The 23,131-nt window shown below is 41.4% G+C and carries 21 protein-coding genes; 1 reads left to right on the plus strand and 20 read right to left on the minus strand.

The window, feature by feature from the left end:
- Positions 1–2 precede the first annotated feature (2 nt).
- The 11 genes from DESMER_RS13200 to pstS all read right to left on the minus strand — a co-directional run bounded on the left by DESMER_RS13200 (position 3) and on the right by pstS (position 11,624).
- Positions 3–1,616 (minus strand): DEAD/DEAH box helicase, encoded by a 1,614-nt coding sequence (locus DESMER_RS13200; protein ID WP_014903566.1) that lies wholly within the window; start codon positions 1,614–1,616, stop codon positions 3–5.
- A 24-nt stretch (positions 1,617–1,640) separates the two neighbouring features.
- Positions 1,641–2,879 carry a competence/damage-inducible protein A gene (locus DESMER_RS13205; protein ID WP_014903567.1) on the minus strand — a complete coding sequence of 413 codons (1,239 nt, stop codon included), beginning with the start codon at positions 2,877–2,879 and terminating at the stop codon, positions 1,641–1,643.
- A gap of 161 nt (positions 2,880–3,040) precedes the next feature.
- Positions 3,041–4,510 (minus strand): AAA family ATPase, encoded by a 1,470-nt coding sequence (locus DESMER_RS13210; protein ID WP_014903568.1) that lies wholly within the window; start codon positions 4,508–4,510, stop codon positions 3,041–3,043.
- A gap of 23 nt (positions 4,511–4,533) precedes the next feature.
- On the minus strand, positions 4,534–5,058 hold the full coding sequence (locus DESMER_RS13215) for a hypothetical protein (RefSeq protein WP_014903569.1): 525 nt from the start codon (positions 5,056–5,058) through the stop codon (positions 4,534–4,536).
- Between the two features lie 198 nt (positions 5,059–5,256).
- Positions 5,257–5,814, minus strand: coding sequence for a CDP-diacylglycerol--glycerol-3-phosphate 3-phosphatidyltransferase (gene pgsA / locus DESMER_RS13220; RefSeq protein WP_014903570.1), 558 nt, complete (start codon positions 5,812–5,814; stop codon positions 5,257–5,259).
- Complete coding sequence (gene rimO, locus DESMER_RS13225; protein WP_014903571.1) at positions 5,811–7,142, minus strand: 30S ribosomal protein S12 methylthiotransferase RimO; 1,332 nt, start codon at positions 7,140–7,142, stop codon at positions 5,811–5,813. Before rimO ends, pgsA begins: the two co-directional genes overlap by 4 nt.
- A 127-nt stretch (positions 7,143–7,269) precedes the next feature.
- On the minus strand, positions 7,270–7,920 hold the full coding sequence (gene phoU / locus DESMER_RS13230) for a phosphate signaling complex protein PhoU (protein WP_014903572.1): 651 nt from the start codon (positions 7,918–7,920) through the stop codon (positions 7,270–7,272).
- Between the two features lie 20 nt (positions 7,921–7,940).
- Positions 7,941–8,693, minus strand: coding sequence for a phosphate ABC transporter ATP-binding protein PstB (gene pstB / locus DESMER_RS13235; RefSeq protein ID WP_014903573.1), 753 nt, complete (start codon positions 8,691–8,693; stop codon positions 7,941–7,943).
- Positions 8,694–8,705: 12 nt separating this feature from the next.
- Entirely contained in the window at positions 8,706–9,542 is an 837-nt protein-coding gene (pstA, locus tag DESMER_RS13240) for a phosphate ABC transporter permease PstA (RefSeq protein ID WP_014903574.1), read from the minus strand.
- The gene (pstC, locus tag DESMER_RS13245) at positions 9,539–10,483 is read right to left on the minus strand and encodes a phosphate ABC transporter permease subunit PstC (protein ID WP_014903575.1); all 945 of its coding nucleotides are present in this window, start codon (positions 10,481–10,483) and stop codon (positions 9,539–9,541) included. Before pstC ends, pstA begins: the two co-directional genes overlap by 4 nt.
- Positions 10,484–10,538: 55 nt before the next feature.
- Positions 10,539–11,624 carry a phosphate ABC transporter substrate-binding protein PstS gene (gene pstS / locus DESMER_RS13250; RefSeq protein ID WP_014903576.1) on the minus strand — a complete coding sequence of 362 codons (1,086 nt, stop codon included), beginning with the start codon at positions 11,622–11,624 and terminating at the stop codon, positions 10,539–10,541.
- A gap of 170 nt (positions 11,625–11,794) precedes the next feature.
- On the opposite strand from pstS, the gene DESMER_RS13255 reads away from it, so the two are divergent.
- Entirely contained in the window at positions 11,795–12,439 is a 645-nt protein-coding gene (locus DESMER_RS13255) for a hypothetical protein (RefSeq protein ID WP_014903577.1), read from the plus strand.
- A gap of 67 nt (positions 12,440–12,506) precedes the next feature.
- On the opposite strand, the gene DESMER_RS13260 is transcribed toward DESMER_RS13255, so the two are convergent.
- From DESMER_RS13260 to DESMER_RS13300, 9 genes are all read right to left on the minus strand, one after another.
- Complete coding sequence (locus tag DESMER_RS13260; protein WP_014903578.1) at positions 12,507–14,555, minus strand: YgiQ family radical SAM protein; 2,049 nt, start codon at positions 14,553–14,555, stop codon at positions 12,507–12,509.
- A gap of 178 nt (positions 14,556–14,733) precedes the next feature.
- Positions 14,734–15,519, minus strand: a complete 786-nt coding sequence (locus DESMER_RS13265; protein ID WP_014903579.1) for a flagellar motor protein MotB — start codon at positions 15,517–15,519, stop codon at positions 14,734–14,736.
- Complete coding sequence (motA, locus tag DESMER_RS13270; protein ID WP_014903580.1) at positions 15,506–16,294, minus strand: flagellar motor stator protein MotA; 789 nt, start codon at positions 16,292–16,294, stop codon at positions 15,506–15,508. Before motA ends, DESMER_RS13265 begins: the two co-directional genes overlap by 14 nt.
- Before the next feature lie 244 nt (positions 16,295–16,538).
- Complete coding sequence (locus tag DESMER_RS13275) at positions 16,539–17,030, minus strand: YajQ family cyclic di-GMP-binding protein (RefSeq protein WP_014903581.1); 492 nt, start codon at positions 17,028–17,030, stop codon at positions 16,539–16,541.
- Positions 17,031–17,053: 23 nt separating this feature from the next.
- On the minus strand, positions 17,054–17,818 hold the full coding sequence (locus tag DESMER_RS13280) for a helix-turn-helix domain-containing protein (protein ID WP_014903582.1): 765 nt from the start codon (positions 17,816–17,818) through the stop codon (positions 17,054–17,056).
- Between the two features lie 24 nt (positions 17,819–17,842).
- Positions 17,843–18,628 carry a DUF3388 domain-containing protein gene (locus DESMER_RS13285; RefSeq protein WP_014903583.1) on the minus strand — a complete coding sequence of 262 codons (786 nt, stop codon included), beginning with the start codon at positions 18,626–18,628 and terminating at the stop codon, positions 17,843–17,845.
- Entirely contained in the window at positions 18,579–19,646 is a 1,068-nt protein-coding gene (gene mnmH / locus DESMER_RS13290; RefSeq protein ID WP_014903584.1) for a tRNA 2-selenouridine(34) synthase MnmH, read from the minus strand. The genes DESMER_RS13285 and mnmH overlap by 50 nt, the downstream gene beginning before the upstream one ends.
- Before the next feature lie 64 nt (positions 19,647–19,710).
- Positions 19,711–22,071, minus strand: coding sequence for an FtsK/SpoIIIE family DNA translocase (locus tag DESMER_RS13295; protein ID WP_014903585.1), 2,361 nt, complete (start codon positions 22,069–22,071; stop codon positions 19,711–19,713).
- Between the two features lie 338 nt (positions 22,072–22,409).
- Positions 22,410–23,123 (minus strand): ClpP family protease, encoded by a 714-nt coding sequence (locus DESMER_RS13300; protein WP_014903586.1) that lies wholly within the window; start codon positions 23,121–23,123, stop codon positions 22,410–22,412.
- Between the last annotated feature and the right edge of the window lie 8 nt (positions 23,124–23,131).

A 23,131-nucleotide genomic window follows, 5' to 3' on the forward strand; every position in this document is an offset into this window, starting at 1 on the left:
CATCAAAAATTTTCACGTGCTTTAGCTGGTTCGACGCTCACTTTGCGACCTTTAATCATAGTCTGATGCATACAACTCTGGACTCTAGAAGCATATTTTTCAGGAATTTCTACAAAGGTAAATTTATCATATATATTTATTATTCCAATACTGTTTCCAGAGATCCCGCTTTGATCTGCAATCCAGCGGATAATATCCTGAGGCCGGACTTGTTGAACTCTTCCGATGTTTATAAAAAAGCGCACCATACCTGCAGATGCTCCCGTGTTCGCAAAGAGCTGTTCGTCTGAGTCTTTGCCTTCAACAAGTTCATCGACATTTGCTCCTTCTATGGCATATTTTAAGGCAGCAGCCGCTACATCCATAGAATCATATTCCTGGAGCAAGTCCCCAACAATTGCACGGTAGTTTCCCAGTCGATTGCTTTGCATTAACTTAATCAACTGCATTTTGATATTTTCAGCTTGACGCTCACTAATATCCGCCAAGGAAGGCAGCTCCTGCCGTTTAATCCTGGTCTTAATGAGATTTTCGATTAGGCGAAGCTGGCGATATTCTTTGGGGGATATTAAGGTTATTGCTTGCCCCTTACGGCCAATTCGCCCGGTTCGTCCAATTCGATGCACATAGGACACCGGATCTTGTGGAATATCAAAGTTGATAACATGAGTCACATTATTAATATCTAAGCCTCGGGCAGCAACATCTGTAGCAATTAGCAATTCAGTCTTCCCATCCCTAAACCGCTTCATAACTCGATCCCGTTGTTGTTGGCTTAAATCTCCATGCAATGCATCAGCAAAATATCCCCTGGCCTCGAGGGCCACTACCAGTTCATCGACTCCGCGTTTTGTACGGCAAAAAATAATCCCCTGACCGATATCCTCCATGTCAATGATCCGCCCTAAGGCATCCACTTTAATACTTTCTCTAGTCTCATAGAAAACCTGATCAATCAATGGCACGGTTAATTCATCCCGACTAACCGTAACAGAACGCGGGGAGTTCATGTAAGTTTGGGCTAATTTGCGAATTCCGGGAGGCATGGTAGCCGAGAAAAGCAAGACTTGCTTACCTTCTGCCGGAACTTCCCGGAGAAGACTCTCGATGTCATCGATAAAGCCCATATCCAGCATTTCATCAGCCTCATCCAAAACTACCATTTTTACGTGCTGCAAACGCAACGTTCCCCGGTTCAGATGGTCCAATAACCTGCCAGGTGTTCCAACAACTACTTGATAACCCATTCGTAATGCCCGAATTTGGCGATCAATAGGCTGCCCGCCATAGATTGGCAAGGGTTTTACGTGCTTATATTTGCCAAGCTTAGCAATTTCTTCCGAAACCTGAATAGCTAGCTCTCGTGTAGGGGTTACAATCAGCGCCTGAACTGCTTGAAACTTAGCATTAACTTTTTCCGTAATAGGAATTCCAAAAGCAGCTGTTTTACCCGTACCTGTCTGCGCCTGTCCGATAAGATCTACTCCGTCTAGAGCAACCGGAATTGCTTCTTTTTGAATTGGAGAAGGCTCTTCAAAGCCCATCTCCGATAAAGCTTGTAAAAGTGGTTTACTTAACTGTATATCCCCAAAGGTCTGTAAACGTTCAACCATCACCTAATTGTAATCTCCCTTCACTGTTCAACATATCAGGCGTACTCCATTAAGGGCAGCTTGAACGGTCAACTGACGAACAGACTCCCGTTCCCCATAAAACTGAAATTTTTCAGCATGGACACCCTTAGCCGTTGCAAAACCAATGTAAACTAGTCCCACTGGTTTCTCATCACTGCCTCCATCTGGCCCTGCTATTCCTGTTGTTGAGATAGCCAGATCTGATCCTGTCTTGGAACGAATACCAAATGCCATTTCCTTGGCAACCTCTTCACTCACTGCTCCAAATGCTTTAAGGTTTTTCTCACTTACACCTAGTAGGCCCTGTTTTAAAGAATTTGAATAACTCACTACTCCACCTAAATAAAACTTGGAGCTGCCCGGTTCCTGAGTTAAAGCGGCCCCAAGCAAGCCTCCAGTACATGATTCAGCAGTAGAAATTGTTAAATTCTTGTTATTTAGAGTTCTTCCAACAATGCTGACCATAGTTTCTTGATCTCGCCCAAATACTTTATTTCCTAAACGCCGGCGAATCTCCTCTTCCACTTGATCCAGAGCCTTATTAGCCTCACCCGACATGATTTCCGTGCTTCTGGCAACTAAACGAATGTGCATCTCAGCTCTTTTAGCCAATAAGGCCATCGTAAGATTAGGAAGATTCATCAGGTCATAAAGTACTTTCTCAATAGCAGATTCTCCCATACCAAAAACTTTAAGGACACGTTCATTCATCCGTTCAGCATGCAGCCCAATCACTTGCTCTAACTCTGGCCAAACATAATTATCAAACATAGGCTGCATTTCAAAAGGAGGACCAGGCAAGATAACAATGGTCTTGTTATCTTTAGTAATAAGAGCTCCCGGAGCGGTTCCTATAGGGTTAGGCAAGATCTTTGAACCTGTGGGAAAGAATGCTTGTTTCTCATTACTAGAAGGCATTGGAGCTTTTCTGCGGCCAAAGAACTGCTTAATCTGTTCTAAACTTGCGGAATCTATCTCCATTTTCAAATCTAAGACTTTAGCAACCAGTTCCTTTGTTAAGTCATCTATTGTTGGACCCAACCCTCCAGTTGTAACGATAAGATCACTGCGCTCAATTGCTTGGCGTAAAACTTGTTCTAATCGCTCTGGATTGTCCCCTACGGTCGTATGGTAGTCTACTTCAATGCCTAATGACGACAGTTTTCCTGTTAAATAGTGAGTACTGGTATTGAGGGTTTCTCCAAGTAATAATTCAGTCCCAGTTGAGACAACTTCAGCTTTCATATAGTTTATCACTCTCCTATAAGCAACGCAAATTCATGATTCATACCTGATTAATTATTTCTGATCTAGCACGAAAATATCCTTCTTTGCATGTTAAAATATCAAGGAAATGGAAAAAGCCCTCCCAAGTAAGGTTATCCTTCAACTTGGGAGGGCTTTGCTTAGGCTACAGTCTGCAAATAAGATCTTAAGACTTCCCCGCCTAAAGTCTCTTCTTCTTCAAGAATCTTTGTAATCCTCAATAAGGTTTCAATGTTCGCCTTAAGTATTTTTGTCGTTCGTTCTTCAAGCCCAGTCAAAATATCTCTTGTCTCAGTTTGACGTTGATCTGCATTCAAGCGAGAAATATCAGTAACTCCCAAAGAAGACATACCTGCCAGCAGCATCTTTTCAACAAGGTTTAAAGCTTGCTCATAATCTCCGGCGGCACCGGTGCTCCGGGTTCCTAAAATCTGTTCTTCAGCAACTGCTCCTGCTAAGGCCACCATAATCTGCTCTTCCAACATATCCTTTGTGTAAAGATATAGATCATCTTTGGGGTAATGGCGAACGTAACCAAGAGCATTTCCTCTAGACCGAATAGAGACCTGGGAAACAGAATTTGGTCGAACCGTTTCTGCCAGGAGGGCATGGCCACTTTCATGAATCGCAATACGCCTTAATTCCTCTGTGGTTGGTTTTCGATCAAGCTTTTCCCCCAACATCACCTTTTCAACAGCCTCATGTAAATGGTGTTCGTTAATTTCACTAGCTTCCTCACGCATTGCCAGGATAGCAGCTTCATTGGTTAAACTCTCTAAATGAGCACCTGAAAAACCAAAAGTCTCATGAGCAATACTTTCTAAGCGCACTTCCGGTGCTAGTGGCTTGTTCTTTGTATGAATTTTTAGTATTGCTAATCGTCCGTCTTTATCTGGCAGATCAACTTTCACTTGCCTATCAAAACGTCCTGGGCGAAGTAAAGCAGCGTCTAGTGCTTCCGGTCGATTCGTTGCCCCCATAACTAGGATGTTAGGACCTTGATCTGCTTTAAGTCCATCCATTTCAATAAGCAGCTGATTAAGTGTTTGATCATATTCATGATGGGATACATTGCTGCCACGCTTTGCCCCTAAAATATCCATTTCATCAATAAAAATAATGGCACTAGACTTCTTCTCCTTGCGCACCATTTCCCTTGCTCTGCGAAACAAGCCACGTACTCTTTCAGCTCCGACACCTGCGTACATTTCCACAAACTCACTACCAGAAACTGATAAGAATGCTGAATTTGTATATCTAGCAGCTGCCTTAGCTAATAGTGTTTTACCAGTCCCAGTGGGGCCGGACAATAATATTCCTTTCAAAGGGCGAATTCCTAAGGCTTTCATTTTATCAGAATAGAGCAGAAAGTCTAATGCTTCCTGCAACTCTTTTTTCGCAACGCTTTGCCCACCGATGTCCTCAAAATCTATTCCCGTCGTCGGTACGGCCACTCCACTGCCATTTTTGACCATCTGGCGAGAAATGACATATTTCCAAACCAGATAACTCGTTACAAAAAGTAACCCTATGGGAAACACGTTATAGCCCATTGTCACTAAAAAGGCAAAGACTCCTATCGCAAGGCCTAATAAGATGTCATATTTCATACCTTACCTTCTCCCTTTCTTAATTAAGTCATATCCTTTTCACTGGCCAGAAAATCACCTTGCCCATTCCGTTCGATAACCTCTATCAGTTGAGCTGGGTCCTGATTAAGAATCAAATAAATGGCATCACTATCCATTTCCAGTTCTAAATTGACTCCTTCATTTTCTGCTTGTGTTCTTAAGTTTTGCGCCATAACCGTAAAATTTCCACTTGCAATACCTTCCTGTACAGCAAACTGCATTTGCCCAAGAACCCTCTCAAGGGTTTCATTCCTGCTGTCAACAAGTCGTATCGGCACATTTTCCGCAACTTTTTTTAATATTTGGCAGGCTTGTCGAAGGTTAGTTATCTGATTGGTCTTTACAACCATCTCTTTTAAACCGTTGTGACTTTCGACTTTCGCTGAAACAACTCCCGGGATTTCCTGACTTTGACTTAAGATGGTAACATCAACCCACTGCTTCTGATAAACGAATTTACCTCCCAGTAGTAATCCAAATATCAGAAATCCAACGAGGCTAATCAACAGTATTCGGCGATTTGTCATCACATATTCCTCCATTTGATATACTGCATGCTATATCGACATTATAGCACGTAGTATATACTGGTGAATAATGTTTTATAGCCAAATATGGTTATATAAGGAAGTTTACTTTAAGTAACACTCTAATTAGAACATCAAAATGAGTGCTCATCTTTTGGAAAAGCACTCATTGATAAGTTGCGAAGAAATTTAGTTAAACTACTTGCGTAATAATTTACGAGACTTCATCAGATAATCAAGACCTGAAATAACTGTGAAAAACAGGGCTATGTACAAAAGCGGTTGACCAATATATATACCTACAAGAGAAAGTGGCCAATCGTGTAATAATATTGCTGAAATAGCAATTACTTGAGTCGTGGTTTTAATTTTACCAAGTTTACTGGCACTTATCACAACCCTGTCTACGGCAGCAATGGCTCGAAGGCCTGTAACTGCAAACTCTCTGGCCAAGATGATCCATGCAATCCACGCCGTAACCTCTCCGAGTTGAACTAAAGATATTAGAGCTGCTGATACTAAAAGCTTGTCAGCTAAGGGATCCATGAATTTACCTAAATTCGTAACTTGATTGCGCTTGCGCGCAATATAGCCATCTAAGCCATCTGTAGCAGCAGCCAGGATAAAGATGACCGCCGCCACCAAGTCTTGATAGGGAAAAAGCGTATAACCTTTTGGAAATTTCAATAACAATAAGGTCATAAAAACAGGTATCAATACAATTCTAGCCAGGGTTAATCGATTGGGTAAATTCACGAGACAACCACTCCCACTAAATCGTAGTTATCCGCCTCAATGATGCGAACTTTGACCATTTCCCCTTCTTCAAATGAGACCTGAGTATCCCTGATATAGACTTGACCATCGATTTCTGGAGCATCCCCTTCTGTTCGTCCCATCCACCGGCCATCGGGCAGTTTTACCTCTATAAGCACCTTAACAATTCTATTAACCCAACGCTGAAGTCTTTGCCGAGATATACTTTGTTGAATTTCCATAATCTGATCTCTACGCTGTTCACGGAGTTCCACGGGTACCTGATCTTCTCTTTGACCTGCCGGGGTATTTTCCTCTTGAGAGTAGGCAAAAACTCCAAGCCGATCAAATTGGACACGCTTAATAAAATCAAGCATGGTTTGAAATTCCTGCTCAGTTTCTCCGGGAAAACCAGTAATCATAGTTGTTCGCAGAGTTATGTCCGGGATTGCAGTCCGTAATTTATTAATCAGGATCTCTGCTTGCTCAATAGTTCCCCGTCGATTCATATCTCTTAATATTTTATTATCCGCATGTTGCAGCGGTAAGTCAATATATTTACAAACCTTCGGTTCTTGGCGCATAACTTCAATTAATTCATCCGTGAAACGCTCCGGATAACAATACATTAATCTAATCCATTCGATTCCTTCTATACGAGCAAGCTCACGAATGAGCTCAGGAAGTCGAAATTCATTATATAGATCCTGTCCATAACGCGTGGTATCTTGGCCCATAACCAGGATTTCCTTAACACCTTGAGCAGCCATTTCTTTTACTTCATGAATTACAGATTCCAGAGGGCGGCTACGAAAACGCCCGCGTACATAGGGAATAACACAATAAGTACAATAGTTATCGCAACCCTCGGCAACTTTTACATAAGCCAGATAATCCGGTGTAGAACGGATTCTGGCCATCTGTTCATTGTGAAGAAAATCCGGCGTTCCTTGCTTAATCAGAGAGGTACGTGATTCTTCAGTCGCTTGAACTAACTTTGTTATTTCATCGATATTCCCTGTTCCAAGAACACCATCTAATTCAGGAATATCCTGCATTAATTCTGAACCATATCTTTGGGCTAAACAGCCAGCTGCAATCAAGGTCTGACAATTACCAGATTTCTTAAGATTGGCCATTTCAAAAATGGCTTCAATAGATTCTTCCTTGGCAGATTGAATAAACGTACAGGTATTTACAACAATAACTTCTGCCTCTTCAGGGTTTTCGACAAATATGTGATCCTTAGCCAGTAAACCTGACATCACTTCACTGTCCACTTGATTTTTGGGACAACCTAAAGTGACAACTGCAACTTTCTTAGTCAACACTACACCTCATATCATTGGTCTGCTTTACTTAGTATAAACCAACACTTCAACAAGGTCAAAAAATATTAACAGTATTAGTATTCAGAGTATGCATTCTTTCAAACATTTGTTTACAAAAATTTATTCACTTGTTTAAATCCTGTCTCCCGGCTGTTGCAATGTATATGACATTTTCTCCAATATTAGTTGCGTGATCTGCAAACCTTTCTAGGTATCGCCCCACAAAGGCTAAGTACATACCTTGATCTAAAACTTCTGGCCTTTCTGTCATAATTACCAGTAAATCTCTGACAACTTTCTTATACAGCTGATCAACTTGATCATCTTGATCAGCTAAACCATTGGCAAGTTCCATATCCTCGTTAGCATAGGCTTCTAAGCCTCGTCTCATCATTTCAAGAGCTTTCTCAGCCATCAGCGGAATATCAATAAGCTGCTTAATTAAAGGCCCCTCGATTCTCCGGACAATCTTGGCTATATCAATGGCTAAATCCCCCATGCGTTCAAGGTCAGTGGATATTTTCATTGCTGAAATGATTTTCCGTAAATCTTTGGCAACAGGCTGCTGGGTTGCAATTAAACGCACACATTCATCATCGACTTGACGTTCGAAATCGTTAATTTTCTGATCTTCGGCAATCCAATAATCTGCTTGTATTCGATCTAAAGAAATCAACGTCTGCATACAACCCAATAAAATACGCTCAACCTCTTTTCCCATATCTTTAAGTAACTGGATTAAAACAAATTGTCCTTCGTTAAGTGACTGTCTCATTTAAACCACATACTCCTTTTCTAGCCGAATCGCCCAGTAATATAGTCCTCAGTTCGTTTATCTTTTGGGTTTGTAAATATTTCAGAAGTAGCTCCATGCTCAACAAGTTCTCCATTAAGAAAAAATGCTGTGGAATCTGCAATCCGTGCCGCTTGTTGCATGTTATGCGTAACTATAAGGATAGTGTAATTATCTCTTAACTGTCTAATTAATTCTTCAATGTGAGTTGTCGCTATGGGGTCTAAGGCTGACGCCGGCTCATCCATAAGCAAGACCGCAGGCTCTACTGCCAATGCCCTGGCGATACATAAGCGCTGCTGCTGACCACCCGACAAGCTAATACCGGAATAATTCAAGCGATCTTTTACTTCATCCCAGAGAGCAGCCATCCGTAAACTTCTCTCGGCAATGGCCTGTAGGTTCTGCTTGTTTCTCTGACCATTTAATCGTACCCCGGCAACTACATTTTCAAAAATACTCATTGAAGGAAAGGGGTTTGGTTTTTGAAAAACCATGCCGACAGTTTTTCTTAAGGCCACGGGATCTTGGTCATAAATACTTTCCCCATCTAAAATAATTTCTCCAATAACCTTTGTGCCGGGCAACGTCTCATGCATACGGTTTATACAACGAACAAAAGTTGACTTCCCACATCCTGACGGGCCAATAATAGCTGTCACATGATTAGCCTCAATCTCCATATTTATGCCTTTAAGAGTCTTGTTAGGGCCATACCATGCTTCAAGCTTACGAACACTCAAAGTCTGTCCCATATAGATCCCCTCCTAACTATGTCTCGAGCGAAATGCAAATCGGGCTGCCAAATTTATAATAATAATCATAAGAATTAATACCAAGGATCCGGCCCAAGCAAGTTGGTGCCACTCCTTATAGGGAGATGTAGCATATTGAAAAATTTGAACCGGCAACGAAGCAATCGGCTCATTAAGAGATCGTGCCCAATACTGATTACCTAAGGCTGTAAATAATAGAGGTGCGGTTTCCCCTGAAACACGGGCAATCGCTAACATTGCTCCTGTAATTATTCCTTTGGCAGCAGTTGGGAGTACAATTTTCAGAATTGTTTTACCCTTGGATATACCCAGAGCATATCCTGCTTCTCTAATTGAATGGGAAACAAGCTTTAGCATTTCTTCTGTGGAACGAATGATTAAGGGAATCATAATAATTGCCAAGGCCAAACCACCTGCCAAGGCCGAAAAGTTACCCATTTTTAATACTATGGCTGTATAGATAACTATCCCAACAATTATTGAAGGGATACCAGTTAATACATCAGTTGCAAACCGAACCGCTGTACTGAACCAACTATGGCGATCATATTCAGTTAGATAAATTCCTGCCAGAATCCCAACAGGGATACCGATCAAACTTGCAATTAATACCATGATCAAAGTCCCTACTATTGCATTGGCCATTCCCCCACCTGACAGCCCCATGGCTTTGGGTAAGTTGGTGAAAAACTGAATATTCAATGCCCCAAGGCCATTTTTCAAGACATACCCCAAAACTCCAAATAAGGGTACCAAGGCTATAATAGTTGCTGCGACAAAAACGCTCAACATTAACCAATTTTTATATTTTCGAATGTATTGCTTCATACCAAGTTTCCTCCCTTAGGCCCACGTGCTACGGACCAGACAAGGAGCCGAGCAAGAAAGTTAAGGACTAATGTAATCCCGAACAGGATAAATCCTATTTCCACCAGAGCGCTTAAATACAAATCATAGGTAGCTTCTGTAAATTCATTGGCAATCACTGCCGCCATAGAGTAGGCAGGGGCAAATAAGGAAGGAAGAATATCCGGACGATTGCCGATTACCATAGTTACCGCCATGGTCTCTCCAAGTGCTCGTCCTAAGCCCAACATTATACCACCCATTATTCCTGTCTTAGCATAAGGTAAAACAGCCACCTTAATCATTTCCCATTTAGTCGCTCCGAGAGCAAGAGCAGCTTCACGCTGCATATTGGGAACGGAAGCCATAACCTCCCTAGAGATAGCAGCAATCGTCGGCAAAATCATCATGGCCAGAATTAAACCACCTGCTAACATACCAAAGCCTACGGGAGTACCCTGAAATAGTGGAATAAAGCCTAACCACTTTGCCAGACCGGGCTCCACCGTTTCCCTTAACCAAGGGGCTAAGACGAAAATCCCCCACAGCCCATAGACAACACTGGGTATAGCTGCCAGCATCTCAACTAAAAAACCAATCACCGCTCGAAACTTTGATTCGGCCATTTCATTGAGAAATATTGCCACACCAAGTCCGATGGGGGCTGCTAGAAGCAAGGCCAGCAGAGAGGTCATTAATGTGCCATAGATAAAAGGGAGTGCTCCGAATTGTTCCTTTACCGGATCCCATACACGGCTGGTAATAAAACCAATTCCAAATGTATGAATACTAGGTCGCGCGGCATCAAACATTTGCCATCCCATCCATGCCATGAGTACCAAGACACTGAAGGCCATCAGGAAGGTGACAAGTCTCAGAAATTGATCTCCTAAAGAAGTTTTAAATCTTAGCTTTTTACTCATTTTCTTAATCCTTCTGCCTTCCCTTCATTTCTGCCCCCCACCGAGATTACTAATATTACTTCAGCAAAGGCTCTCCCTCAAAAGTAATGGTTTTTAGCATCCCTTCTTCACGACTTACTAAATTAGCAGGCAGCTTGGCATAATGTAACCCCTCTGAGAGCGCTTGCCCATCATGTATTGCCCAATTGATGAAGTTAACCAGCGCAGTCCCTTTGGCTTTATCTGTTTGATTCTGATAGATCAAAGCCCAAGCGAATCCAGCTATTGGATAAGCCTCAGCTCCGGGAGCATTGACGATTGACACCCTCATGTCCTCAGGGATTGTTGCAGCCGCTGCTGCAGCGGAGGTAGTTTGGAGAGATGGAGCGGTCCATTTGCCCTCCTTATTTTTCATCAGGGCATAGGTCAAGTTGTTCTGAACTGCATAGGCCAGTTCTAAATATCCGATTGAACCGGAAGTTTGTTGAATAACTCCGGCAACTCCGGAATTCCCTTTTCCGCCAATTCCCGCAGGCCAATTTAATGAAGTACCTTTTCCTACTTTTTCTCCCCATTCAGGACTGATAGTGCTAAGGTAATCCGAAAAAATATAGGTCGTTCCACTCCCATCCGAGCGATGCGCAACTGTGATTTGTAAATCCGGCAGAGCTACTCCCGGATTATCGTCGACGATTCTTTTATCATTCCAATTAGTGATCTTGCCGAGAAAAATATCCGCCAGCACCGCGGGACTAATTTTCAACTCCTTCGGAGTGCTCGGAAGATTGTAGGTAACCGCTACGGCACCTAGAGTTAAAGGAATGTGCAGCAGATTTCCTCCCTTTGCTGATTTGAGCTGTTCATCTGTCATCGGACCATCAGTTGCCCCAAAATCAATGGTTTGCTCAGAAACCTGTTTTATTCCTGCACCACTACCTGTGCTTTGATAATTGATGGAAATCTTAGGGTGATTTTTACGGTACTCTTCAATTTGTTGATTTAATAAAGGATAAACAAATGAACTCCCTGAGCCAGTGAGGTTAGCAGAGTCACTTTTTTCTTGTGCTGTTGGTTCTTTGTTTTCTCCTCCACACCCAGTCAGTGAAAGTGTTAAAACGATAGCTGCTAAACAAACTAAAAATCTGCATTTCCTTATTAACATAATAATCCCCCATTCAAGGTTTCTATTAACTTGATTCGGTAGACATTCCGACAAAAATTCTCATCTGTTTTAAAGTTTGCGTTAATTGGCTAGATTTAATGTATAAGTTTAGAGGAATTATCTTAAACTTGGCGAATTAACTCCCATTAATCTTTAGCGAGGTGCAATCAGTGTTTGATGATGATGAACTTTTAGAACCTACCGAAATGTGCGGTTGTGGGGATATAGGATATCTGACAGCCAGGACGATTCCAATTGATTTAGCCCACGGTGTCGGACGTGTGAATAATGTTCCAGTCTATCACTGTCGCAATACTTCATGCCCAGAATTTCGTCTCCCCTCAGTTGTTTCACGCCGTTTAGAAGTTATAGCTGAACAGATGGAAGAGGATCTGTCTACCGAATCAGTTTATACCTGGGAAACTCTGCAGCAGCCAATTAGCAACCCACTACCGGAATCAAGCGTAACTAGCCAACACCATACCAATAACCAGATTCCCTTACAGGCATTTACTCTTCAATTCGTCAATCGTCAGTATGAGGATGCTAAAGTGGTACAGATTGTACCTGGAGAAGCTGTTTTTTTTAAGAGTAACCTTGAAGACACTGAATACTACCTGCTTCGTTATGATGAAGATCCTCATTCAGAGGGTATTTCTTTTTCTTTTCTGAAATTTTACTATGATGATCCAAACTTCACCTACGAAAATTACCTGGAATGGTTGGAAGATGGCCATCTTAAGGAATTAGGGAGAGTGAGTCTTGATGATGTTGAGACTACTCTGATTGATGAGTTCGGGGCGGAACTCTATTAATAATGTATATTTTTTAATATCAACAAGGCCCCTAAGCTAATTTTCAGCTTAGGGGCCTTGAAATCCCTTATTTTATCTTTTTGGGGCTGGCATGTTTTTTTCGTTTAACATCCTTTGGGCCCTCGGGTTTACTTTGGTGCTGAACCCGATCGGACTTAATTACAACACTTTTTTTTGCATTCCCAGGTGATCCTTTATGAGAAGAAGATTTTCCCGGTACCTCTTTAGCCGAGGGATCCTTTTTCTTCATACCAGACCGTCTAGTAGGCTTTTTACCTTTTTTACTGCCCGCCTCATTTTGAGCATCTCTGACATAATTTCTAGGGCGAATTAAACATTTTGGCCCAAAGCCAATTAAATCTTCCCGATGAGCTAAGCGTAGAGCCTCTTCAACCAAGGCTCGATTTTTAGGATTCCGATATTGAATCAAGGCCCTCTGCATTGCTTTTTCATGCATACTTCTTGGAATATAAACTGATGTCATTGTCTTAGGGTCTAAGCCTGTATAATACATACAAGTTGAGAGAGTTCCAGGGGTTGGAATAAAATCCTGCACTTGCTCTGGATTTACACCCATATCCCGAACATATTCAGCTAATTCAACTGCTTCCTTAATTGTGCTTCCAGGATGTGAAGACATTAAATATGGAACTAAATATTGTTGCTTCCCTAACTTCTCATTGGCCTTACGAAACTCCTGAACAAACTCTTCGTACACACCTTTACCCGGTTTGCCCATGAATCTGAGAACCTCGTCACTGACATGTTCTGGAGCAACTTTTAATTGACCGCTGACATGATGCTCACAAAGCTCACGAATAAACTTGGATTTACGATCCGCTAACACTGCATCATAGCGGATACCTGAGCGGACAAAAACTTTTTTTACTCTAGGCAAGCTGCGCAGGCGGCGTAAAAGATCAATATACTCCTCATGGTCAACCTCTAATTTTGAGCACGGTTCAGGAAAAAGGCACTGTCTATGGGAACAGGCTCCCTTGGTTAATTGTTTCTTACAAGCTGGTCGTCGAAAATTAGCTGTTGGACCACCTACATCATGAATATAGCCTTTAAAACGAGAATTCCAAGTCATTTTCTCTGCTTCTCGAATAATCGATTCAGCGCTTCTGCTTTGAACAATTCTTCCTTGATGAAACGTCAAAGCACAAAAAGAGCAAGATCCAAAACATCCTCTTACACTTGTCAAGCTGAACTCTACTTCTTCAATTGCCGGTACTCCCCCCGCCTCTGTATAAGATGTGTGATAAGTTCCTGTATAGGGCAAGGAATAAATTGCATCCATTTCTGCCTGATTCAAAGGTATGGAGGGTCTATTCTGCAAGACACTTTTTCGACCATGAGATTGTACCATTGGCTTTCCTGTAAAAGGATCTTGCTGATTGTATTGTATCCAAAAAGCTGAAGCATATTTTTTCTTATCCTTTGAGACTTCTTCAAAGCTTGGCAGAACCAAAGCATCTTCTTGAAGTTTACAGTTCTCTGAAAGTAGTACCATAGTCCCCTTGACATCTGTTATCTGTTCAATTTGTTCCCCTGTATCCAGCCGTTGAGCAACTTCCACAATGGGCTTCTCACCCATCCCAAAGACCAGCAAGTCAGCCTGACTATCCAGCAGAATGGATCTTCTGACCTCATTACTCCAATAGTCATAATGGGCAAAGCGCCGGAGAGAAGCCTCTATCCCCCCAATAATTATGGGGACACCTGGCAGAGCCTCTCTTACACGATTAGAATAAACAATCGTCGCTCTATCGGGCCGAAGACCGGACGCTCCTCCCGGAGAATAAGCATCCTTGTGTCGTTTCTTTTTAGCAGCAGTATAATGATTAACCATTGAATCCAGGTTCCCGCCAGAAATCAAGCAGGCCAAACGAGGTTTTCCCATTACTTTAAATGTTCTAAGATCTTTCCAATCAGGTTGAGCTATAATTCCAACACGAAATCCTTTTTTCTCTAAAACACGAGCAATGATAGCTATACCAAAACTTGGGTGATCTACATAGGCATCTCCGGTAATTAAGAGAAAGTCAAGTTCATCCCAGCCTAAAGCCTCCATATCTGCTTTACATATTGGCAAAAAGTTTAATGTGCGCATTGTTTCACCTTTCTATCGTTAACCTGCTCAGCTAACACTGAACAACAAGTCTTCAGTAAATATACTACCCTATTCAGGTCTTGTCCAGCGAACTGCTGAGGAGGTATATGTCTGTACCCTCTTAAAGCTTAGGAAGAAATCACCCCCACTTGTTAAAAAAGTGGGGGGCATCGCCTGTTTAAGGCACAATAGTTTTTGCTTCAATTGTATTTCGAATTATGTTTACCTCTACACGACGATTTTTAGCCCGTCCTTCGGGCGTTTTATTCGTGTCAATAGGCTGGTACTCACCATATCCGATAGAACGAAATCTAGCCTGGTTAATGTTATTAGATTGCAACAGATACTTCATGAAATTTAAGGATCGTCTAGAGCTTAAATCCCAGTTCGAATCGAATTCAGCGTTTCTTATTGGAATATTATCAGTATGCCCCGCAACCTCTACTTTGTAGTCAGGATACATATTTAACATGTTTGAAATAACGGTCGCTAGCTTTTGAGCTTCTGGTTTTACTATGGCTTTTCCAGAATCAAATAAAGCATAGTCTTGGATTGTGATCCTCAACATATCACTTGTAAGCTTGGTTTGAAGCTGCATAGTCAAGCCATTTTCTGCAATAAATGTATCCAGATTTTTCTTAATAGCTTCCATGTCATTCTTCTCTTTATTGATCATATCTTTTAAAGCTTGATTTTGACCAGTGCCCTTCTGCTCCAAGCTTGCAACATCACTAGGAGATACATCATCCAATTTAATAGAATCAGATGCTTCAAAAATGTTCACTCCGCCATTAAAAGCGCTATTTAAGCCCGCCATTATCTGTGTGTACTTTTTTTCGTCGACTTGACTAGATGCAAATAGGATAATAAATAAAGCCAATAATAAGGTTAATAAGTCCGCATAAGGAATCAACCATGTCTCATCAATATGTTCTTCATGATGCTCTTTCTTATGCTTTTTCACCTTTTTCTCCCTCCATTACTTGACGCTCACTGGGGGTGAGGAAGACTGCTAATCTTTGGTTGATCGATAATACTGGCTCACCAGCCTGAATCGCTAAAAGACCCTCTGCCATCATCATCTTGATTTGGGTTTCTTTTTTGGATTTTTGCTTTAATTTATTAGCCATGGGATGCCACAAAACATAACCAGAAAAAATCCCCAGCAAAGTTGCAACGAAAGCTGCGGAAATCAAATGACCTAATTTTTCTACTTCGTTAAGATTACCTAGGGCTGCAATCAAACCAATAACTGCGCCTAAAACCCCTAGCGTCGGTGCGTAGGTTCCTGCTTGTGTAAAGATAAGCGCGCCTTGTCTATGACGATCCTCCATGGCCGAGATATTCTCCATAAGCACTTCTCGAATAAATTCCGGGTCGTTTCCGTCGATTACCATGCGCATCCCATTTCTCAAAAACTCATCTTCAATCTCCTCGGCCTTACTTTCCAGTGACAACAAGCCCTCTCGTCTGCTGACAGTTGCCCATTCCCCAATTTGGTTAATTAATTCACTTCTTGAGATTAATACTTGAGAAGTAAACAAAATTTTAAATAATTTGGGAACTGCTTTTAATTCATCTAGTGGAAAGCCGATAAATATAGTTGCTACCGTTCCTACAAAGATAATTAAAATCGCTGCCGGGTTTATTAAAGATGAAAGGCTGGCACCCTTCAAAACCATTCCAACACCTACGGCAATGACTGCGAGCGCCAAACCAATATACGTCGATTTTTCCATGCTAAATTTGTCCTTTCTTTTATCGAATAGTAGATTATTATTCAATATCGGTTCGACAAATTCCTTTAATATTCTTAACGAGAAATAAAAAAAACCATTAAATTAATAATCCAAAACTATAAACCAAATTGATATACTTTAAGACATATAAAATGCTTGGCGATCTTGCCAAGCATTTTGTTATGGAACCTCTTAATAGGATTCCTCAACGGGCTAAATAGTACACAAAACAGGTCTATACCTTTTATCGAAAATTTATAAACTGTAATTCTAATCCAAAATCCTCTTTACGGAGAAGAGCTATTGCCGCCTGTAAATCATCTTTATTCTTGCCGGACACTCGAATATCTTCCCCTTGAATAGAAGCATTGACTTTAATCTTACTATCCTTTAAAGCCTTGATGATTAATTTTGATTTTTCTTGAGCAATACCTTGGACTAACTTAACCTCTTGCTTAACCGTATCACCGGCAGCAGGTTGAATCTTTCCGTATTCCAGGGCTCTTAAAGAAACCCCTCGTTTAACAAGTTTGCTTTCGAGGATATCTACGACATTGGTCAATTTAAAATCATCATCAGATACTAAGATGATTTTATCACTCTCCAGGGAAATTGTAGACTTGCTGTTTTTGAAATCAAAACGCTGAGCCAGTTCTTTTTGAGCCTGGTTCACTGCGTTTGTGACTTCTGGAATATCCACCTTAGAAACAATATCAAATGAAGAATCTTTAGCCAAAATAAACTCTCCTTTAAAGATTATTAAAGTTGATTTAAAGTATCTTTAGTTAGAACAATATTATGAAGAACCTGTCCTGGTTTACCTAAACTTGGCATATCTTTACCGTTAAGTGTGACGGTAACCCCTCCTGCGTTGCCAATTGAAACCAGCTCAATTTTATCGGTTCCTTTAACCTCTTTACTGGTTCCCGCTGCAAAGGTGCCTTGAAAAGGTGCCTGACCGTCTATTTTAATCTCAATCCAACAGGCCTGGGTGAAAACCAGTTGCGCTGTTAAGCCATCCTGGGTTGAGGCTACTACACTGGGAGGGGAGCTGGGGGTGGGTGACTCTGGTGTAGTTTGGGAGGGTACAGTTGGTTCTTGGTCAGGTGCACTAATTAAAGGTGTCGAACTATAAGTCGGGTCTGGAGTTCCCTCTGGATGGTACAGACTTTTAATGCCTATAGCTAAAGCTATTGCCACTAGGGCCATCCCCCCTATGATCAACGGCCTCACCCACGAGGGTCGTGATTTAACAATTCTTTCTGGTGATTCAATGACAGGTGCAACTTCGGGCTTTATTGAAACACTATAGAGTTCAATAACCTCATCTGGATTTAAACCCAGTTGTTTCGCATAGGTCCTCAAATATCCCTTTACATAAGTAGCTCCGGGGAGTATTCCGTATTCCTCTTCTTCAAGGGCTTGAATGTAGCGAACACGGATCTTTGTGATTTCCTCAGTTTCTAATAAGCTCCATTCCTTTTCTTCCCGAGCGAGCCGGAGCATTTGTCCAACTCCTGCCATTGCCAAAACCCCCTTTCTATCCTTTTAACTCATGTCGAATGCTGTGAAACTCATAGAGATATCCTCCAAACGAATCACATCTTCTTGATGATGGCGAATTTCAATGATAAAATCCAGGTCAATTTTCAAACGTCCATCTCGCAAAAATATATCAGGATGTTCGATTATCTTTGATGTAGGCATTTGCAAGGTCTTCTCTAATAAGGCCCAATGTGCATCAGTACCCCGGGTTGTACTAGTGATACCATCAATCAGAAAAATACTGTTCACTGATTCATCAAGTAACAACTCTGTTCTTAAGGCTTGCCGAATGATCGTCGAGGACAATAGTATCCATCGTTTATTGGCGTAGACACAAGCTGCAATTGCCGCCTCTGTTTTACCTACACGAGGCATGCCTCGTATTCCAATAACCTGATTTCCGCCTTCCTTTATAGTATCTCCTAAAAAGTCTACCAGCACACCTAATTCTTCACGAACAAAACGGTAAGTCGGTGGGTTTACCTCGACCATGTCTAAACGTTTACCGTGACGCAGAGCAATTCGATCCAACAATGTAGGTTGTCGAAAGGCTGTTACTTTAATTGCCTCTACTTCATTTAAGGCATTAAGTAATGCTTGTACTTTACCCTCTGAATGAGTTTCTAAAAGAAGGCCTCGGCTTTTGGGTTCTATTCCAGTAACAGTTATAATATTTAGCCCGAGCATGCCTATCAGTGTTGTCACTGCGCCGAGCAAGCCTGGTTTATTTTGCTGAATGTCATATTCGAGATACAGTAAATTTTCCGCCTTGTTGGGCCACCTTCTCATCAAGATAGCACTCCAACTCCCTTATTGCCCTCTCGGACTTTTCATAATCTATATAATAGGCATAGTTGGAATTTGGTTCATTAGGATAAGCATATAGCTTATCATAGTAATCTACAAGTAATAACTCAGTAAATTTATCCAGACAATTTGTGTCTAACAAAGTCTTCAGTTCATTAACCTTTATATGCCCTAAGGTCTTTATTAGTCTTTCTAAGGCTATTCTAATCTCCTGGATCGCATTAGGCACTGAGGTATACTCCAAGATAAGACGCTGAACCCGATTTTCCAAGTTATCGTATTGAAGAATTTGGATACCCTCTTGCATCTCGGTATAGAAGCTTGCTGGTAAAGACACTCTTCCAATACGCTTGCTCTCGCACTCTACAATAATATAAGAAAAATCTCTTAATGATGCAAGTTCTTCATACAATAATCCTTCAAATTTTTTTTGGGAAGGAGGTTCCCCTAAACCCATTGCCCCAAAAACCGAACCTCGGTTATTGGCAAGTTTCTCTAAATCAATAGCTGGATATCCATCTGCTCGAAGACGTTTCAATAATTCCGTCTTCCCTGCCCCCGTATTTCCACGAAGAACCACAACCTGAAAGGGCAGTTTTTTTTGAAAATATTCTACGACTTGGTTACGATAGGCCTTGTAGCCGCCTTGCAGACGGTATATGGGGATACCCATTAAATCTACGACAGTCGCTATCGACTTACTGCGCATACCGCCTCTCCAGCAAAAAAGAACCAATGGGCCTTTTTTCGCAAGTTCACCAACTTGATTCACCAAATTCGGCAATTTGGGACTAACAATATTTAAACCCAACTCTCTAGCCAAACTCGGTGAAGTCTGAGTATATGTTGTTCCTATTTCAGCACGTTCTTCGTTGTTAAAAAGAGGAATATTGAAAGCCCCTGGGATTGTTGCTTCAGCATATTCTCCCTCTGAACGCACATCGATCAGAATCGGTTTATCTAGATTTCGTAGTTCTTCGACATTGATCTCCTTAATCATCTTTACTTCCTTCCAGTTCGATATACTTACTTAATATCATAAATCCTTAGGAAGTATTATGCAACTATGGAGCAACTTCATCATTCCATTGTCCATGTTTTAACTCAAACTGCCCCCTTGTCATCAACACTTCTCGAGGTTTAGAGCCCTCATACCCACCTACAACCCCTTTGCTTTCCAAAAAATCCATTAAACGGGCTGCTCGTGTATATCCAATGCGTAATCGTCGTTGTAAAAGAGAGACAGAAGCCGCTCCACTTTCAATGAAAAGCTGGGCTGCTTGATAAAATAGTTCATCCTCCATCTCTTCCTTCTTAACATCTCCGATATCCAGGTTTGGTATTTCTTGATACTCGGGCTTCGCCTGGTTTTGTAAGAATGAAACTACATTTTCTACTTCTTTATCTCCCAAATAACATCCCTGCACACGAAGGGGTTTACTATTACCCATAGGATAGTAAAGCATGTCGCCACGCCCTAATAGTTTTTCTGCCCCATTCATATCCAAAATAGTTCTTGAATCCGTCTGCGATGATACTGCAAAGGCGATTCTCGAAGGTATGTTTGCTTTAATCAAACCGGTAATGACATCAACCGACGGACGCTGGGTCGCTACGATTAAGTGAATTCCTGCAGCACGAGCCATTTGGGCTAAGCGACAAATCGCATCCTCCACATCACCCGGTGCAACCATCATCAAATCGGCCAATTCGTCTATGATCACTACAACATAAGGCAAGGGAGGATGTTCGTCGTTCTTATCCTGAGAACGCAGAAAATTATATCGGACAATATCTCTGACACCCGCAGCAGCAAATAGCTCGTAGCGAGTCTCCATTTCCGTAACGATCCACTTTAAAGCGCCTGCAGCCTTCCTGGGATCTGTCACGACAGGTGCTATTAAATGAGGAATCCCATTATAGTTGGCCAATTCTACCATTTTAGGATCCACTAACAAAAACTTAACTTCATCCGGACGAGCATTGAAGAGGATACTATGGATTAAGGTGTTAATACATACTGATTTTCCTGAACCTGTTGCCCCAGCAATGAGAAGGTGCGGCATTTTAGTCAAGTCAGCTATCACCGGGGTTCCCGTGATATCTTTGCCTAAACACAAGGCTAGCTTACTCGTAGTTTCTTGATATTCAGGTGTTTCTAGAACTTCTCGAAAATGAACCATCGAGATTTCCTTATTCGGCACCTCGATACCGACAACAGATTTTCCGGGAATTGGAGCCTCAATCCTTACATCCGCAGAGGCCAGGCTTAAAGCTATATCATCAGCTAAGTTGGTGATTTTACTCACTTTAACGCCTGGTGCAGGTTGGGCCTCATAACGTGTAATCGCCGGCCCTTGCGTGACCTGAGTGACTTTAACTTTTACACCAAAACTTCCTAAGGTTTCTTCCAGAATCTTAACGTTATCTGCTAAGTCCTTATTTAGTCTGGGATTTTTAATTTTGAGAGATTTATTTAGTAGCATAACTTGAGGAAGCTGAAAATTTCCATCTTCTCGAGTCTGACGAGAAACAGGAGTGCTTGTCACTTTTCCTGGAGGCATAATCGTATTTTCAAGCACTGGATTCGCCATTTTCTCAAATCCAATCTGCCCTTTAGGAGGTGTTTTAGTTTCCTCAGAAGATTCATTATGGTCTTCTAGGGTTTTGATCACCAGTGGCCGTTCCACGACATCAGGATCAAGAACTCGAGTTGTTTTTAGAGAGGTACTTTTCTTAGTTGGGTTTTTGACAGCTTTTAAATCGGGTTGAGCTGAGAATTCTTTTTCCTTAACTTCCTCCAGATTGGAATTTTTAAGGACATCAATAAAATCACCCATTTGATTTTTCATCCATTGTCCAGACTCTTTTCCAGCCAATCCGACTTCTTGTACACCTTGAACCAGCGAACGATTAGTAATCAATAAAGCTCCCATTATCGAAGTCATGATTAGGACGACATAACTTCCTGGAATTCCTATCGTTGTTTTTAAGATTGTCGCAATACCTGCTCCAAAAAGCCCACCGCCATGCCCCAGCATACCTGCGTCTATCATTTCAGCTGGAGAAAAGCCCTCGATATCTGGCAACTGAAGGTGCAGGATTCCAACTAAAACTAGCCATAAAAGGATTACTCCTAAGGCCTTATATCCTAAACGCGGAGTTTGTTTATTCATAAAAGCAAGCCCCCACGCCCCAACCAATAGGGGAATCGTAACCCGACCATTGCCTGCTAACACGGTAAGAATATGCTTAATTTGTAGTCCGATTACACCGCTTTTATCCGAGAAAATTGTGACCAATCCCAAACAGGCCATTCCCACAACAAAAACTCCAATTACTTCGTTGCGTATAGTTTCTTTTAAAGAGTTTACTTTCAGATTAATCTTTTTATTTACCGTACGGCGTTTCTTAGCCCTCGCCAATGAACCAGTCCCCCAAACATCCATAATTTAATACATAGAATACGACTTTATACTACAGATAAGTTTGTCCTAACTCTATTTAATTCCACACGGGAGAGAATATTCCTGTTTCTTTATGAAATAGAATTAGAAATCTCTAAAACCAACCCTTCACTCAACGATAACTCAAAAAAATGCCTAAGCCAAGTATCGGACTTAATATCCAAGTTATCCCTATACTCATAGATGGCGGGAAGACCCCTTCTAACATAGCGCAACCTTTAAGCACTTATGACTATGAAATATCATACCAGTTCTTTTTACTAATTCCCAAAATAAACAAAGCAGCTTTCGCTGCTTTATTCCGGGTTATTGTTTATTTCTTCAGATCTCGAAGGGATTAAGCTATTTAGTTCTTTAAAAGCTTCTTTCACTCCACCAACTGCTTGGATCAATCCGGCGTCAACTGCTTCTTGTCCAATTAAAATTGTCCCAATATCTTGAGCTAAATCTCCTGTAGTGAACATGAATTTTTCTAGCTTATCAGGCGTTATCTTGGAGTGAGAATAAATAAATTGATTAATACGTTCTTGCATTTTCCGAAGGTACTCAAACTGTTGGTGACCATTAATAACTAATCCCGTATACCTAATGGGGTGAACAGTCATTGTTCCTGTTGGAGCAATGAAGCTTTTTGTACAACTTACAGCAATAGGAATCCCAATACTATGACCACCGCCCAGAACCAATGATACAGATGGTTTACTTAAGCTATTGAGCATTTCTGCAATCGCTAATCCAGCTTCCACATCTCCACCGGCAGTATTTAGAATCACCAGTATCCCTTCAGTATTGGGGTTTTGCTCAACTGCCAAGAGTTGCGGAATAATATGTTCATACTTTGTCGTCTTGGATTGGGCAGGCAGAATTTGATGTCCTTCAATTTGTCCAATAATTGGCAAACAATAAATCCGTTCAGATACACTAGGAATTTGAATCTGTCCTAATTCCTTTAGATTTGATAAGGATTCATTTTTATCTTCTTCAGGTGAAGCCGTTTCATTAGAAAGCACTCATGAAA

The organism is Desulfosporosinus meridiei DSM 13257 (genome assembly GCF_000231385.2).
Lineage (GTDB): Bacteria > Bacillota > Desulfitobacteriia > Desulfitobacteriales > Desulfitobacteriaceae > Desulfosporosinus > Desulfosporosinus meridiei.